A 17,355-nucleotide genomic window follows, 5' to 3' on the forward strand; every position below is an offset into this window, starting at 1 on the left:
TTTATTGGTGGGTTTGTCGACGCTCTGAGAAAGTGCAAGCACTTTCTAATTTTTTAATAGTAGAAATTTTTTATTTTTCATTATAAGTTAATTTTATTTTTTGGAATTTTTTATTATACTTTTAGGATAAATATTAAAAATGTGCCACTGGCACATTTTTAAGCTGATTATACGCTAACTTATCATTCTTTTTGTAATGATTTAGCATATTATTTTATTTTGCTTTTTGTAATTCTCTGTTTTAGTCCGCGGGGTAATTATTAAAATCGTGCCACTGGCACGATTTTAATAATTACCTAATCCTGGTCGCTGTATTGTTTTAGTTTTCCTAGGGCTTGGTTTTCTATTTGTCTTATTCTTTCTCTGGATAGATTATAAATTGTTCCTATTTCTTCTAGGGTTTTTGGTTTTTCGTTGTCCAAACCGTATCTATATATTATTATTTGTTTTTCTCTATCTGAAAGTTGATCCAAAGCTTTCATTAGAAAATCTTCCATATCTTTTTTTAGGATTTGATCGTCTACTGGGATTGAATCGTCTCCTACCATATCCATCAGCTCATCGCCTGTTGAATCTTCTGAATCTAAATTTATGTTTAGGCTTGTTGAATTTACTTGATTTCTGTTTATCAAAAATAAATCGTCGGCTTGTTTTTTATCGATTCCTTCTTGTTTTAAAATCTTGTACAATTCTTCTTCGCTTGCTTCAGGATTTGCTTTTAATATTTGTTTTAATTTATTTAATTTTAAATATTTTCCAGCTGGTATTCTTATTGTGTGACCTTCTTTATTTATTGCTTTTCTTATTGCCTTATCAATCCATTTGTAGGCATAAGTTGTAAATTTGTATCCTAAAGTAAGGTCAAATTTTTCTGCAGCTCTTATCATTCCAAGCATGCCTGATTGGACTAAATCTTCAAGTTCAAGGTCGTTTCCATGTGAGCGATAAAAATATGAGGCTCTGCTTCTGACTAAACCTTGGTTTTTATCTACTAAGGCTCCAAGGGCATTTTGATTTCCTTCTTGAAATTGTTCTACAATTTGCTCATTTGTTAAATCTGAAAGCCTAATTATGTCGGATCTTTGCCTTGCAACGATAGAATTTTTTATTTTTTTTCTATCTTCTTCCTCTTCTATTTCCAGTTCTTCATCTTCCAAAAACTGTTCAAATTCTTCTTTTTCATCTTCTGTTAAGCCCTTATAAATTTTTTGAGCTTGTTTTTCATCAATATCATCTTCATCGAAAAAATCTTTAAATTTTTCAAAGACTTCTTCGTCATTAAAATCTATTTTATCCATATAACCACCATAATTGATCTGCCTAAGCAGTCAAGTTCTTATAAAAATGATTTGAATTTTTATAAATTGAATTTATCTACCTTTACCATTTATTTTTCCAAGTCTTTTTTTATATCATCAAGTTTTTTTATTACATCTTCTGATAAGGGAAATTGCTTGAAATTATTTGAGAAATCTTTTTTTTGATTTCTTTTTATTTTTACCCTCTTATTTAAAAGATCATTCCTAAGCTCAAGGGCAGTCATCCTGCTTGCCCCTCTTTCAAAGGCAAGTGATTGAATTTGCCCATCGTCGGTTACAACTTTTACATTGTGACGACGTGCATATTTGTTTGTCATTTTTTCAATGTAGGTATCTGCTGTTTGAAATTTTTTGGTATAGACTATTTCTATGCCTAGTTTTTCAAATATATTTTCTTTTTCACCGTCTGAATTGTAGGCATCAAAGACTACAATAACTTTTTCATTTGAAAGGGATGCGTATTCTGCCATCTCGTCTATTAATTTTTCACGAGCAAGCTCTAGGGAATTTTCTTTTATATGAATTAATTCAGGCCAAGAATTTATTATGTTATAGCCATCAACATAGGTTATATTTTTTTTAGTTAAAGCCATTTTGTCTTAGACTTTCATAGATTGCGATTGCACTTGCTACCGATGCGTTTAATGAATTTATTTTGCCAAGCATGGGTATTTTTATTAGTCCATCGCAATTTTCTCTTACAAGTCTTGAAAGTCCCTTTCCTTCATTGCCAACAACTAGAGCAATTTTTCCTCTAAGATCTGTTTGGGTAATATCATTTTCTGCTTCTCCAGCTAGTCCATAAACCCAAAAATTTTCTTTTTTTATTTCTTTTATGGCCCTATTTATATTTTTAACCATGGCTATATCAATATTGTTGATTGCACCTGCACTTGTTTTGTAAACTGTTGAATTTACTTTTGCAGATCTTCTTTCTGAAATAATTATTCCATCAAAACCAAAGGCTTCTGCACTTCTAATTATTGCCCCAAGATTGTGAGGATCTTCTATTTGATCTAAAATCATTAGCCTTTTTTTATCTTTTAAATCATCAAGGTCCTTGTATTTGTAATCTTCTACTTCGATTTCAACACCTTGGTGGTTGCCAGAAATTTTTGAAAAATAATCCTTGTCTTCATAAAATATTGGCACATTTTTATCTTCTAATTTATTTATAATTTTATCGATTAGCTTGTGATTTTTGCCCTTATTTTCCAAAATATGAGCTTTTTTTATATTTTCGCCTGCATCAATGGTTTCAAGTACAGATTTTCTTCCATATATACTTGCCATTATTTAAGCTCCCACTTGGTTCCTTCTCTGGTATCTTTGATTAAAATTCCCATTTCAGAAAGTTTGTCACGAATTTCATCTGCTTTAGCAAAGTCTTTTGCCTTTTTCGCTTCTTTTCTTTCTTCTATTAATTTATTTATCAAATCTTCATCAAGAGAGTCATCTGTTTTTTTTCTGTTTTCTATACCAAGAACATCTTCAAGTTTTATAAATAAATCTCTAGTTTTTTCTACAAATTCTTTTGAAGAATTTTCATCAAGTTTGGTATTAGCAAATTTTGAAATTTCAAATAAAACTGTAAGGGCATCTGCAGTGTTTAAGTCATCATCCATTACTTTTCTAAAATTATTTTCAAAATTATCAAGCTCTTTTTCCAAATCTTTTTCTTCATCTTTTAAATTTCCACTTGCTTTTTCTAAAAGATCATCCATCCTAAATTTGGCGTTGTTTAATCTTTCTAGGGAATTTTTGGCTTGTTCTATTATTTCTCTTGTGAAATTTATAGGGAGTCTATAGCTTGCAGACAAAAGCCAAAATCTTACAACCATAAGGTCATATTCTTTTTTAATATCGTGTAGGGTAAAGAAATTTCCCAAAGACTTGCTCATTTTGGTTCCATCAACTTGGATCATGCCGTTGTGCATCCAATAATTTGCAAATTTTTTGCCTGATCTTGTTTCTGATTGGGCAATTTCATTTTCGTGATGAGGGAATTGTAAATCTTCTCCACCAGCATGTAGGTCGATTGTTTCTCCCAATAATTTTTTGCTCATGGTTGAACATTCTATATGCCAGCCTGGTCTACCCTTGCCCCAAGGAGAATCCCAAGATACTTCTCCTTCTTTTTTTGTAGCTTTCCATAGGGTAAAGTCCATAGGATTTCTTTTTTTGCCCTTGTCCTTATCATCTAGTCTGTTTGATGCGCCTTCTCTTAAATCTTCAATATTTTTTCCTGAAAGATGTCCATAATCTTTTGCTTTTGAAATATCAAAATAAACATCTCCATTTGATTCGTAAGCACAATCCTTATCCACCAATTCTTTTACAAAATCTATAATATCATCCATAGTTTCTGTAGCTTTTGGGTGGATGGTGTGCTCTTCGTCAAGATTTAAATCTTTTGCATCTTCCATATAAGCTTTTATATACTTATCTGTAACTTCCTTAGTTGATATCTTATCTTTAATGGCCTTATTTATAATTTTGTCATCAACATCTGTAAAATTTACAACATATTTTACGTCGTTGCCAAGATATCTTAAATATCTTCTCATTGTATCAAAGATTACCAAAGGACGGGCGTTTCCTATGTGCATATAATCATAAACTGTTGGGCCGCATACATACATTCTTACCTTATTTTCATCAATTGTCTTGAAATCTTCTTTTTGTCTTGTGAATGTATTATATATTTTCATATTAAAAATTTTCCTTAACGTAATTTAATCTGTCGATCATTTTTTCCTTGCCCATAATTACAAAGGCATTTACAAGTTCTGGTCCGTGAACATTTCCTGTAAGTCCTGCCCTAACTGGGAACCATAAATTCTTTCCTTTTATTCCTGTTTCTTTTTGGATAGATTTCATTATGGTTTTTGCAAAGTCTAGATCAACTTCATCAACTTCTTCAAGCTTTCCAATAAAGGCATCAAACAAAGTTTTAGCTTCATCAGTTTTTATGGCTTCAACCGCTTCATCGGTCCATTTCATATCTTTATCATCTACATAATAAACATAAGCTTCGTCTTTAATATCTGTGAATTTATCAATTGCTGATTGCCAGGTTGCTGCAAGAAGATTTAATTTTTCTTCTGGATAATCTTCTGTGAAAAATCCTGCTTCAATACAATATGGTTTTATAGCTTTTGCTAAATCTTCAACGCTCATTTCTCTTACATAATGACCGTTAACCCAATCAAGTTTTCTTACATCAAAAACTGCTCCGGTTTTATTTACCCTATCAAAAGTAAATTGGTCAGCAAGTTCTTTCATTGTAAAAATTTCTTCTTCACTATCAGGTGACCATCCCAAAAGAGCCAAATAATTTATAAGTCCTTCTGGTAAATATCCTCTTTCGATGAAATCTTCAACCATTCCATCTCCATTTCTCTTAGAATATTTTTTGTGATCTTTATTTAAAACTGTAGGAAGGTGGATATATTCTGGAGCTTCCCATCCAAAAGCTTGGTATAAAAATACGTGTTTTGGAGTTGAAGAAATCCATTCATCCCCTCTTACAACATGAGTGATTCCCATTTCATGGTCGTCAACAATAACTGCAAAATGATAAGTTGGGTATCCGTCTTCTTTTATCAAAACTTGGTCGTCCATATCATTTGTATTAAAAGTAATTTTTCCCTTAATCCTATCATCAAAAGAAATATCTGTATCTTTTGGAAGTTTTAATCTTACAGTATATTTTTCTCCGTTAGCAATTTTTTCTTTTGCTTCTTCTAATGTTAACGAACGACAAAGTCCATCATATTTTGGTGTAAGACCATCAGCTTTTTGTCTTGCTCTTAAATTATCAAGTCTTTCCTTTGAGCAAAAGCAATAATAAGCCTTGCCTTCTTCGATTAATTTTTCAATATATTTATCATAAATTCCAGCTTTAACCCTATCTGATTGGATATAAGGACCGCAATTTCCTTTTTCAGTAATTTCTCCATTTTCATCAAGCATAACGCCTTCGTCAATTTCAATTCCTGACCATTTTAAAGTCTTCAATAAATTTTCCAAGGCTCCTTCAACAAATCTGGTTCTGTCTGTATCTTCAATTCTTAAAAGCATTTTTCCACCAGTATGTCTTGCATAAAGGTAATTAAAAAGTGCTGTTCTAAGTCCACCGATGTGGAGGTAACCCGTTGGTGATGGTGCAAATCTAACTCTTGTTTCTGTCATAAGTCCTCCTTAAAAATATCACTTTTATTATATAATATCTTGACTAATTTATAAACTTATATTTTTTTGAAATTTTTCACATTTTTTAAAAATAGCGAAAACGAAAGGGAGTGCTAAACTCACTCCCTCCCAAATACTTCTTATATATTAGCATAAAAAATAAATTTTTTCAAGATTTATTATCAATTATAAGGATCTACTTTTAAATGAAAATAAATTATTTTTCAAAGAATAACTTCCTGTTACTAATTGATATTTTTATATTTTAAATATGATATAATTAAATAAAATTAAGGAGGAACAAATGGCAAGATATTTAATAGGCAATTCTAACGATACTTGGAATTTTTATCAAGCTTATTATGCTTGTAGTCCTGGCGATATTTTAGAATTAAAAGAAAATTTTCATCTAATTTTAGAAGATGGATTTTTTGAAATAGATAAAGATTTGACCTTAGAAGGTCACGTTAATTTTGAAGATAATACAAATTATTATACAAATAAAATTGTTGGAAGACTTAACATAAAAAATAAAGCAAATGTAAATATAAATAGTTTGTGGTTAGAATCAAATAATAAATTTGATAATATTTTAAATATTAAAGATTCTTCCACTGTTTTTTTAAATAAAGTAATAATAGATAGGACTGAGCTTATAAAATTAGATTCTAATCAAGAAAAATATCCAGAAGTTTATGTTTCTGAAAATTCAAGCTTAAATTTTGAAAATGTTACTACATTTGATAAGGGAGATTTTTATTCTAAATTATATGCAAAAAATTCTAATATAGAAATCAACAATTCAGACTTATGTCTTTCTTTATCATTTGATTATTCTAATGTAAGTATTAACAAGTCCTGTATAAAAAAATATTACACAAATGCAATAAATGCTAAACATTCAGATTTAAAAATTAATAACTCCACTGTCAACGGAGAAGATACCCAAAAAAGATATCCTTGTTTATACATCTATAACACCAATATAAATTCAAATAACAATTTATTTATACAAAAAAATTACCCTAGCTGCTTGTTTTTAAATGAAAACTCATATTTGATCTCTAATGATGACATAGTTTCATCTGTGGATATTAATTCTAGTAGAGCTTTTATTTCAAAATTAACTGTTAATGAAATATTTTGTATAAATCAAAAATCTCTTGCAATTGTAGAAGACTCCTTTAATTTAAAAGGAGAGAATAATAAAAAAATTGACTTGCTTATTCAAGATAACTCCATACTTAAAGCTTACGAAATTTCCCTTAATAGATATTTTGCCCCTAATATTAGAATTAATGGTAGCTCTACCTTGTTAACTGAATTTTTATCTATTAACGGCGAATATTATTATGATGAAAATTCTCCAATAAAAATAGAAAGGTCTGATGATTCCTATTGTAAGGTCGGCTTAATTGAAAATGATGATTTGGATGAGGAATTTTTATATGACGAAATAGATGATGATGAAAATATTTCATCAAATGAAAACGAACTTTCGCCATACGATAAGCTTAATAAATTAGTTGGATTAAATTCTGTAAAAAATGAAATAAACAAAATGATTAGGATGGTTGAATTTAATAATAAAAGAATCCAAATGGGTTTTCTTCCTGAAGAAAATTCGCTCCATTCTGTATTTCTTGGAAATCCTGGAACTGGAAAAACAACTGTAGCAAGGCTTATTGGCGAGATATTATTTGAATATAAGGCCTTATATAATAAGGAAGAATTTATTTTCATTGAAGCCAGTGAATCTGATTTAATTTCATCTAACGTCGGTCAAACTGCCGAGCAAACTTATAAATTATTAGAAAAAGCAAAAGGCGAAATTTTATTTATAGATGAGGCTTACACCTTAAATAAGGGAGATTCCTCTGTGAATTTCGGTCAAGAAGCTATAAATACTATTCTTAAATATATGGAAGATCACAGAAGTGAAATTATGATAATTTTTGCTGGATATACTAAGGAAATGGAAGAATTTTTAGATACAAATCCTGGTCTAAACTCTAGAGTTGCCAATAAATTTGTTTTTGAAGATTACTCAAGTGATGAAATTGTTCAAATCGGAGAAAGTATTTTAATTGAAAAGCAATATGTGATAGAAGATAGAAATTATTATGAAAAAAATGTGAAATTTGCTTATGAACAATCTATAGATAAATCTAACGCTAGATGGATTAGAAACTTTAACGAAAAACTACTAAAAGTATTTGCGACAAGAGTTATCGAAAGTGAATCAACAGATCTTTCGACTTTAACAAATGAGGATATTGATCAGGTATTTAATATTGGCAAATACAAAAACTATGATGGAAAAGATGAGGATGCTTATAATAAATTACAAAATCTTATAGGAATAGACCAAGTAAAAAGGCAAGTTGATGAATTTATTTCTATGGCAGAGCTAAATAAAAAAAGAAGAGATTCAGGACAAAAAATCCAAAACTTTACTTTGCATTCCTTATTTCTTGGAAATCCTGGTACAGGAAAGACTACCGTTGCTAGAATTTTAGGTAATCTTCTCTATCAAAAATCTATTATAAAAGAAAATAAATTTATAGAAGTTTCAAGATCAGATCTTGTCGCAGGTTATATAGGTCAAACTGCAATTAAAACAAGAGCCGTTTTAAAATCAGCACTTGGTGGAATTTTATTTATAGATGAAGCCTACAGCCTATCACAAGGATCTGATAACGATTTTGGAAATGAAGCAATAGATGAAATCTTGAAATTTATGGAAGATTATAGAGAAAGCATAGTAATAATATTTGCTGGATATAGCAAGGAAATGAAAGAATTTCTATCTTTAAATTCAGGTCTTCAGTCAAGAGTTCCAAACAAATTTTATTTTGAAGACTACACTGTAGATGAGCTTGTAAAAATCGGCTTATCAAGCTTGGATAAATTCGCATATAAGGTTGATGAACAACTTTACTATCAAGTTGTAAAAAATAATTATAACAAATCAAATGACCATAGTAATGGACGATGGATTAGAAATTTTAATGAAAAATTAATCAGAATAATGAGCCAAAGAATTTCAAATACAAATGAAGATGATGTAAACACAATTACAATAGAGGATTTGGAACAAATTAAGGAGTAAAAATGGCTAATCAAAATCAATATATTAAACCACCATCAAAAGATAATAAAAATATTAATAATGATGCCGAATATATAAAACCTCCTTCCAAAAAAGAAGCAGAATATGTAAAACCTCCAACAATTGAAGAAACTACCAATCAAAATGTGACTTATGATAATAAGTCTAAAGATGAATTTATTGACCCCTACAAAAATCCATCTTATTTTTCCACACCAAAAATGGGAATAAGATTTTATATAAATTCATATATAATAATTTCTTCAATTTTTATTATTGCTAGCTTTGATTATAGCTTTCTAAAAGGAATGCTTTATTTAGCGTATTTTTTATTAACAAATTATACTTATTCGTGGTACGCAGATTACAAAAGATATATTGGTGGAAGATTTTCATCATTTTTCAATCCTTATGGAGCTGTAAATATGGCAAAAGCTTCAAGCAAATTTATGGATTATTACGAATCATCTTCAAGCACAAATTGGCTTGGTGAAACAAAAACAACCTATAGGAAAGATGTAAGTACATCAATATTTGTATTTTTTATTGTCCTACTATTTACAGAGCTTATTAAATATTTTATAACCATACCTTTGGCCTTCTTAACATTATTTTTTCATAAAAGAACCATAAGAAAATATAATGAGGCTGTTGATAATAATAACTAAAAAATAGGCTGTTGCAAAAAATCTTGCAACAGCCTATTTTTTAAATTGCCCTACCCATATTTTTTGAATCTAGGATTTTTTCGTCTAGATTTTCTAGGGCGTCTTCTAATTTTTTAATCATTTTTTCTTTGTTTCTCATGTGAGATGTTACTTTTACAAGATTTACTATGTGGCCTGATGAGTAGAGGACATTTCCCGGAACATCTAGATTTTTTAATAATTCTATTTGTTCTTCTAGGTTTTCTCTGTTACTTGTTTCTTTAAAATCTCCTTCTTCTCTCATTTTGTATAATTTTGACCCTCTTTGAACGTCTGTACTCATTATAAAAATTCCTATTGGTGGATATAGGTTTAAAAATTTTGCTGTTTCTCTTGCATTTTCTTTTGAATTTCCATTTCCTGCAACTCCTTGCATTACTATGGCATTGTAGGTCATTTTTGCAAATTTCATTTTTTCTATCCCTTTTTTATAATCCTTTAGGTCAGCTCCCTTATCAAGCCAGTCTAGGACTTTTTGATTTCCTGTTTCTACTCCAAACCAAAGTTCATTGTAGCCTTTTTCTCTTAAAAGTTTCAAATCTTCTTTGGTTTTATTTTTTAAATTATAAAAACTTGCGTAGGAAGTTATGGTTTTTACTTCTGGGATATATTTGTGGATTAAATCTGCAATTTCTACCAATTTTTCTGTTGAAAGAACGAAAGGATCTCCGTTTAATAAATAAATTCTTTCGATTGGCCTTGAATAGGTCATGGAAATTTCTAAAATATCACTTTCTACATCTTTTATAGGAGAAATTCCAAAATTTGTCATACCATACATAGTACAAAAGGCACACTTGTTGTGGGAACAGCCGTAAGTTACTTCCAAAAGTGGTGTGTAGGCTTCAAGCGGTGGTCTATAAACTTGTCCTGTGTAATGCATAATACTAAATCCTTTCTAAAAATTCTTCGATTTCTTTTTCTTTGCTCTTGTAGGTTGTGACAAATCTTGCTACAAATTTATCCTCTCTTTTTTCTCCCACTTCAAAATAAGCAAATTCTTCCCATTTTTTTATGTCTTCTTTTGAAATTTCTACAAAAACTTGGTTTGAATTAAATTCATAGGCAAGTTTGTATCCTTTTTCTTCAAAGCCTTTTGCCAATTTTTCTGCCATTTTGTAGGCTTTTTTTGCTCCTTTGATATACAAATCATCTTGGAAGAGTCTTTCAAACATAATTCCTGTAACAAAACCTTTGGCAAGCATAGCTCCTTTTTGTTTTTGCAAATTTCTGAAATTTTTCTTCAAATTATCATTTACAATTACAAGGACTTCCCCGAACATAAGTCCGTTTTTTGTTCCTCCAAAATAAAAAATATCGCAAAGTTTGGTCAAATCTTTAAATTTTAGATCAGATTTTTCATTTGCCATGGCGTGTGCTAGTCTTGCCCCGTCCATAAATAAATATAAGTCGTGTTTTTTACAAAAATCGTAAATCTCTTCTAAATCTTTTTTACTATAAAGTGTTCCAACTTCTGTTGTATTTGATATATAAACTTTTCTTGGAACTGTGTGGTGTTCGTTGGTAAAAGATTTATATTTTTCTTCCAATAATTTTTTTGTGATCTTTCCGTCCTTTGTTGGAATTGTTTCAATTTTTATTCTACAAGCCTCAATCGCTCCTGCTTCTTGGTCTTCGATGTGTCCTGTTGTTGCAGAAATTATAGATTCTTGTGGCAACATTCCTACACTTGCCCCAAGAATATTCGCTACTGTACCTCCGTGAATAAAATAAATATCAACATTTTCATCTTCTAATTTTTCTTTAATTAATTTTTCAGCATTTTTGCTGTGATCATCAACTCCGTATCCTGGATTTATTTGGTCAAGATTTTCTTTTATATAATCTAAAATTTCTGGATAACAAATATCGGAATAGTCATTTCTAAAATTAATCATAAATTCTCCTTACAAAAACGATTTTCTTATTCTATCATACATTTTTCATAAGTTTTTTCCATTTTAAAATTTACAACCATCACTTTGTTAGTCGAATTTAATTCCTAGGATTTCTTTACTTTTAATATTTTTAAAATTTTATTTACTAATTAATTAAATTTTCCCAAAGAAAAAACCAAAGCTTTAAACTTTGGTTTTTAAAATTTATATTTTTTCATATTTTCACTTGCTATAGCTACTGTGGAAATATTGTGTAAAAGTGCTGATTGAGTATTTGTTATAAACGATGTCAAACCTAACGCTATCAATAAACTATTAAAGGCAATTATTTTTTCATAATCATTTTTTACTCTCTTATCTACACTTCTTGAAAGTTTTACAAGATCAACTAATTCTTTGAGTGAATCTGTTTTTATTGAAACGTCAGAGATTTCTTTGGCAAGATCTGCACCTTTTGACATAGAAATTCCCACGTCTGCCCTTGATAGAGCAATTGAATCGTTTACTCCATCTCCTATCATTATAATTTTTCTTCCCATTTGTTTCATTTTTCTTACATAATTTTCTTTGTCCTCTGGAAGAACTTGGGATTTATAAAAATCCAAATCAAGTTTTTTGCTTACAGCTCTAGCAGAATTTTCATTATCTCCTGTAAGCATAGCAATATGAGTAAAACCTAAATCTCTCAAAGCCATTACCGTCTTTTTTGCATCTTCTCTAATTGGATCATCAATGCACAAAACCGCCATCAATTTATTGTCATAAGCCATAAACAAAAGAGAATATTCTTCTTTTAATGAATTTATCAAATCTCCTTGTTGGGAATTGATTTTTATTCCTTCGTCTTCAAGAATAAAATGTTCGCTTCCTATGAGAGCTGTTTTTCCATTTATTTTTGATTTTATACCATGAGCCATTATATATTCTGGCTTTGAATGCATTTCTTCGTGGCAAAGATTTTTTTCCACAGCTTTTTTCACAACAGCTCTTGCTATTGAATGAGGAAAATGTTCCTCAAGGCAAGCAGCTATTCTTAAAGCCTCATCCTCATCGATATCAAAGGCAATTACTTTTTTGACTTCTGGCTGGGACTTGGTTAATGTTCCAGTTTTATCAAAAATAATTGTGTCAGCTTTAGCTATGCTTTCAAAATATTTTCCACCTTTTACCAAAATATTTTCTTCTCCAGCCTGACTTATAGCCTTCATATATGCAATTGGAATTGTAAGTTTTAAGGCACAAGAATAATCCACCATCAAAAATGATTTTGCTTTTATGAAATTTCTTGTAAATAAATATGTTAATCCTGCCCCAATAAAAGAATATTTTACCAAAGAATCAGCCATAGACTCTGCTTTTAATTGAGCAAGAGATTTATTTTTTTCACTATCTTCAATAAGTTTTATTATGTGATTTAATCTAGAATCTCCATATTTTTTATTAGTTTTTACTAAAAGCTCTCCTTCTTCAAGAACAGTCCCTGCAAAAACAGTAGAATTTTCATTTTTTTCAACAGCTTTTGCCTCTCCAGTAAATGAAGCCTCATTTACCATGGCAAAGCCCTCAACAACTTCTCCATCCACAGGAATTTTACTTCCCATAGAAATATAAATTAAATCTCCGATTTCTACATCTTTTAGATTTTTGATTATTTTTTGATTTCCATCTTTTACAAAAACTTTATCAACATTTAAAGCAAGCGAAGATTTCAAATTAAGTCTTGATTTTTTTAAGGTATAATCTTCAAGCTCTTCTCCCAATGATAAAAGAGCCATTATGCTAGCAGCATCCCCAAATTTTCCTGTAATTATAGAAATTGTAATTGCACTTGCATCCAAAACTGCCACATCTATTTTTTTATTTTTTATAGATTTTAAGCCTTCCTTTACAAAAGGATAAGCTCTCAAAAGTGTAAAAAATGGTCTAATACTGATAGGCATAAGATAACCAAATACAATTCTCTTGTATGCTGAATTTCTTAATATATGAAAAATTGATTTATCAACTTGAGGAATAAAATCCGCATCTTCAATATCAAAATCATCCAAAGATTTAAGATCAAAGTCTAGGATAAATCTTGCAATATTTCCTATCAAATCTTCTTCATAATTTACAATAATAGATTTTGATATATAAGAAATTTCACAAGATTTCACGCCCTTTACTTGTTCAATTTTGTACTTTAATTTATTGACGTTAGATTTTTTTAGATAATCCTCGTAAATAAACCTACTTCTTCCAATAGTTCTCGCCTTTATGGCCGCTCTCATCCTAGTCCTCTTTAATTTCTTTTATTATTTCTTCCTTAACTTCTTCTTTAGCTTCTGAAGCAACATTTTCTATATCAAGCTTATCTTTTGCTTCAGCTTCAAGTCTTTCTTCAATTTCATTTTTAATTTTTGCTTCAGCCACTATATCATCAGTTGTAACTTTTATATTTTCTACAGTCTTATCAACAGCACTTTTTGCTTTCAATCCTTGTTGGACTGTAGCCACAGCAGCCTTTTTTGCTAATTTTGATGTGAGAACCTTTCCCCCAATAGCTCCCGCTATTACTCCAATACCTGTACTTATAATTTTTTTGTTTACTTTAATCATCTTTTCCTCCTATTTTTTTTATTGAAATAATTATAACCGCTTTAATTATTTTTTGCAAATTTTTTTAGCTTTATTTTAAATTTTGCTAATAAAAATCTTTATCATTTGTAATGATTTCTAATATCGGCAAAATTTATTGTGAATTATTTTATATTTTTAAAAAAGAGCTTTTGCAAATACATCCTTCATGGAAATAATCAATTTACAAAAGCCTTTCTTAATTAATAATTATTTTAAATTTAAATCAGTCACAATATGGACATGATTTAGATTTTTCTTTATTTTTTTCTTTTTTACTTTGACACTTTCCACTATTGCAAGAAGTTTTTTGAGCACAGTCTTTGCAACCAAAATTTGAACCTTCTTTTATAAATCTAGTATAGATTATATAAGAGCAAGTTCCCAAAATTATTATCAAAAGTATCCAAGATTGTATATTCATAAAACCATCCCTTCATAATGATTTTTTTATTTTCTTGCAAAATTTAATTTGTAAGATCTTTTTTCTTCTTTGTATTTTACAGGTCTAAAAATCAAATACAAAACACCTATCAACACTAATATTGCAAGTATTGTCATAAATGAAAATTCTTTATATACAAAGCAATTTGCTAAATGATAGAAAATAAATGCAATCGCATAGGCAAATGCCATTTGGTATCCTATAGCAATAAGTGTCCATCTATTATTGTTCATTTCTGTTTTTATAGCTCCAACTGCTGCAAAACATGGCATACAAAGCATATTGAAAAGCAAGAATGAGTATCCAGCAACTGGTGTTCCTATAGCTTGGTTGAAAGCTGTAATTAATTGTCTATTTGTTTCATCAAGATCTGCTCCTATTCCAAGAACAACTCCCATTGTTGAAACTACGTTTTCTTTTGCAACGAATCCTGTAATTGTTGCTACTGCTGATTGCCATTGTCCAAATCCTAATGGTTTAAATAAAACTGCTAAATATCCACCTAAAACTGCAAGTATTGAGTTTTCTGATTCAGCTTCTACCAATTTAAATGAGAAGTCGAAGTTTGATAAGAACCAAATAATTATAGATGATACTAAAATTATTGTTCCTGCTCTTTTTACAAAGCTCATTCCTTTATTAAACATATCTCTTAAAACTGAAGTAACTCTTGGTGCGTGATATGGTGGAAGTTCCATAACAAATGGAGCTGGATCTGATGCAAATTCTTTAAATTTCTTTAAAATAATTCCAGAAATTATTACAGAAACTATTCCAATTATATAAAATGAAAATGTTACTAAAGCTTGATCTTTTTTGAAAAATGCTCCAGCTATCAAAGCAATTACTGGAAGTTTTGCAGAACATGGCATAAAAGATGTAGTTATAATTGTAATTCTTCTATCTCTTTCATTTTCAATTGTTCTTGATGCTTGGATTCCAGGAACTGAACATCCTGTACCTATCATTACTGGTATAAATGATTTTCCAGAAAGACCAAATCTTCTAAATACCCTATCCATTACAAAGGCAACTCTTGCCATGTATCCTATATCTTCAAGAATTGAAAGTTGGGCAAATAATACTAACATTTGTGGTAAGAATCCTAATACTGCACCAACTCCTGCTATGATTCCGTCTGTTGCAAGACTAACTAAAACGTCACTGATTCCAATATTTGTTAGAAAATCTGCAACAGCAGGTGTCATTGTATCTTCAAAAAATCCATTTACGGCATCAGTCGCCCCAGTTCCTAAAGTTGAAATTGCTATATAATAAATAACAAACATTACTAGGGCAAAAATTGGAAGTCCCAAAATCCTATTTGTAACTATCTTATCGATTTTATCAGTTGTTGAAAGTTTTGGTGGAGCTTTTTTAAGAACTTTTTCTCCAACTTCTCCAAGAGCTTCATATCTTTCAGTAGTTACAATACCTTCAGCAACATCATCTTCTTTTTTCTCAAAATCTTCTCTTAAAGATTTTATATTTTCTTTTTGGCTAGTTGATAAAGAAATATTTTCAAACATATCTTCATCATTTTCAAAGGCCTTGATTGACAAATATCTTTCAAGTTTAGAATCAACAGATCCAGAAATTTCACTAGAAATTTTTTCCAAAGCTTCTTCTAATTCTCCAGAATATTTTAAAGGATTTGGTAAAGATAATTTATTTTCTGATTTTACAATCTCATTGATTAAGTCCTTTGTACCTTGTTTTTTGCTAGCAACAATTTCTACAACAGGACAACCTAAAATTTTAGAAAGATTATCTTTATCAATAACATCGCCGTTTGATTTAACTATATCCATCATATTCAAGGCAATAATTGTTGGAATTCCAAGTTCAATTAATTGGCTTGTAAGATATAAGTTTCTTATAAGATTTGATCCATCAACAAGATTTACAATAAGGTCAGGTCTTTGGTCAACCAAATATCCTCTTGAAACAACTTCTTCCATTGTATAAGGGGAAAGTGAATAAATTCCTGGTAAATCTTGGATAATAATATCCTTGTGTCCTTTTAATTTTCCTTCTTTTTTATCAACTGTAACTCCTGGCCAGTTTCCTACTCTTTGGCTTGAACCTGTAAGCTCATTAAAAAGAGTGGTTTTTCCTGAGTTAGGGTTACCAGCTAAAGCAACCGTATAAGTCATCTATTCCTCCACTATTATGTTTTTTGCATCTTCTTTTCTAAGAGTCAATTCATAACCACGTAAATTAACTTGGATAGGATCTCCTAATGGGGCAATTTTTCTTACATAAACCTCAGTTTTTTTTGTAATCCCCATATCCATAATTCTTCTTATGGTAGCTCCATCTCCCTTAATTTTTTTTATTATAGCAGTTTCTCCTACTGCTACATCTTTTAAAGTTTTCATTATTATATCTCCCTCACGTATATTCTTTTTGCTAAGTCTTTGTTAAGAGCATACTTGCTATTGTCAACCATAATAATGTAATTTACTCCATCAAAGAAAAATAATTTAACTTTTTTCCCCTTTACAAAACCTAAATTTGAAAGATGGGTTTTCATTTCATCATTTCCAGTTACTCTAATAACTTCTGCTTCTTGTCCATTATTTAATAAGGTTATTGGCATATATTCCTTCTTTCTATTTATTAATCTATTATTTTAAACAAATTTATTTATGGCTTATAATTATATGATTTTTCGTAATAATAGTCAATATCAGCAATCTCTAAAAAAAAAGAAATCCAGCTAACCGAACCAGTGAAGTTTTACTTAGTCATAATAATAATATGTAAAATAATGATATATATTATCACTATCTTCATTAACAATTATACACCGAATAATCTGATATTGAATATCATTATATTGGTTTTATTTTTTGAGAATGTAAATATAAATAAAAAAATTTTGTTATTAAAAAATTTTATTTTCTCAGAGTAAAAAAATAATAAAAATCTAAATTTTTTTGTAAAATTTTATGTGAAAATGAAACAAAAATATAATCAAAAACTTTTTAAAATTTTCCAAAAATAAAAAGCCCAGATAATTGGGCTCAGGCTGTTGACAAAGTATACAAATCCTCATGCT

The 17,355-nt window shown here is 29.5% G+C and carries 15 protein-coding genes; 2 read left to right on the forward strand and 13 right to left on the reverse strand.

The features are described from left to right. Positions 1 to 296 precede the first annotated feature (296 nt). From HMPREF2852_RS09280 to gltX, 5 genes are all read right to left on the reverse strand, one after another. The gene (locus HMPREF2852_RS09280; RefSeq protein ID WP_004839833.1) at positions 297 to 1,298 is read right to left on the reverse strand and encodes a sigma-70 family RNA polymerase sigma factor; all 1,002 of its coding nucleotides are present in this window, start codon (positions 1,296 to 1,298) and stop codon (positions 297 to 299) included. Positions 1,299 to 1,387: 89 nt separating this feature from the next. Continuing rightward, the gene (locus HMPREF2852_RS09285; protein WP_070607963.1) at positions 1,388 to 1,912 is read right to left on the reverse strand and encodes an NYN domain-containing protein; all 525 of its coding nucleotides are present in this window, start codon (positions 1,910 to 1,912) and stop codon (positions 1,388 to 1,390) included. Continuing rightward, positions 1,899 to 2,612, reverse strand: a complete 714-nt coding sequence (gene rlmB, locus HMPREF2852_RS09290; protein ID WP_070607965.1) for a 23S rRNA (guanosine(2251)-2'-O)-methyltransferase RlmB — start codon at positions 2,610 to 2,612, stop codon at positions 1,899 to 1,901. Before rlmB ends, HMPREF2852_RS09285 begins: the two co-directional genes overlap by 14 nt. Next, a complete protein-coding gene (gene cysS, locus HMPREF2852_RS09295) occupies positions 2,612 to 4,030 on the reverse strand; it encodes a cysteine--tRNA ligase (RefSeq protein ID WP_070607967.1) in 1,419 nt (472 codons plus the stop codon). The genes rlmB and cysS overlap by 1 nt, the downstream gene beginning before the upstream one ends. Position 4,031: 1 nt before the next feature. After that, complete coding sequence (gene gltX, locus HMPREF2852_RS09300; RefSeq protein WP_070607970.1) at positions 4,032 to 5,513, reverse strand: glutamate--tRNA ligase; 1,482 nt, start codon at positions 5,511 to 5,513, stop codon at positions 4,032 to 4,034. Between the two features lie 304 nt (positions 5,514 to 5,817). On the opposite strand from gltX, the gene HMPREF2852_RS09305 reads away from it, so the two are divergent. Further along, positions 5,818 to 8,625 (forward strand): AAA family ATPase, encoded by a 2,808-nt coding sequence (locus HMPREF2852_RS09305; protein WP_070607973.1) that lies wholly within the window; start codon positions 5,818 to 5,820, stop codon positions 8,623 to 8,625. 2 nt (positions 8,626 to 8,627) lie between these two features. Further along, positions 8,628 to 9,293: a hypothetical protein gene (locus HMPREF2852_RS09310; protein ID WP_070607975.1), complete on the forward strand. Its 666-nt coding sequence runs from the start codon at positions 8,628 to 8,630 to the stop codon at positions 9,291 to 9,293. A 40-nt stretch (positions 9,294 to 9,333) separates the two neighbouring features. Here the strand turns inward: HMPREF2852_RS09310 and HMPREF2852_RS09315 are convergent, their stop codons facing one another. From HMPREF2852_RS09315 to HMPREF2852_RS09350, 8 genes are all read right to left on the reverse strand, one after another. Next, positions 9,334 to 10,215, reverse strand: coding sequence for a radical SAM protein (locus tag HMPREF2852_RS09315; protein ID WP_070607977.1), 882 nt, complete (start codon positions 10,213 to 10,215; stop codon positions 9,334 to 9,336). Between the two features lie 4 nt (positions 10,216 to 10,219). Next, positions 10,220 to 11,230, reverse strand: a complete 1,011-nt coding sequence (locus tag HMPREF2852_RS09320; protein ID WP_070607979.1) for a threonine aldolase family protein — start codon at positions 11,228 to 11,230, stop codon at positions 10,220 to 10,222. 197 nt (positions 11,231 to 11,427) lie between these two features. Further along, entirely contained in the window at positions 11,428 to 13,500 is a 2,073-nt protein-coding gene (locus tag HMPREF2852_RS09325; RefSeq protein WP_070607981.1) for a heavy metal translocating P-type ATPase, read from the reverse strand. Between the two features lies 1 nt (position 13,501). Beyond that, positions 13,502 to 13,828, reverse strand: a complete 327-nt coding sequence (locus HMPREF2852_RS09330; protein ID WP_019118922.1) for a DUF6110 family protein — start codon at positions 13,826 to 13,828, stop codon at positions 13,502 to 13,504. 244 nt (positions 13,829 to 14,072) lie between these two features. Then, positions 14,073 to 14,270, reverse strand: coding sequence for a hypothetical protein (locus HMPREF2852_RS09335; protein ID WP_004839813.1), 198 nt, complete (start codon positions 14,268 to 14,270; stop codon positions 14,073 to 14,075). Positions 14,271 to 14,296: 26 nt separating this feature from the next. Continuing rightward, positions 14,297 to 16,447 carry a ferrous iron transport protein B gene (gene feoB / locus HMPREF2852_RS09340; RefSeq protein WP_070607983.1) on the reverse strand — a complete coding sequence of 717 codons (2,151 nt, stop codon included), beginning with the start codon at positions 16,445 to 16,447 and terminating at the stop codon, positions 14,297 to 14,299. After that, a complete protein-coding gene (locus HMPREF2852_RS09345) occupies positions 16,448 to 16,672 on the reverse strand; it encodes a FeoA family protein (protein WP_070607986.1) in 225 nt (74 codons plus the stop codon). It lies immediately after the preceding gene. A gap of 2 nt (positions 16,673 to 16,674) precedes the next feature. After that, on the reverse strand, positions 16,675 to 16,893 hold the full coding sequence (locus tag HMPREF2852_RS09350; protein ID WP_004839809.1) for a FeoA family protein: 219 nt from the start codon (positions 16,891 to 16,893) through the stop codon (positions 16,675 to 16,677). Positions 16,894 to 17,355 lie beyond the last annotated feature (462 nt).

The organism is Anaerococcus sp. HMSC065G05 (assembly GCF_001812365.1).
Classification (GTDB): Bacteria; Bacillota; Clostridia; order Tissierellales; family Peptoniphilaceae; genus Anaerococcus; species Anaerococcus vaginalis.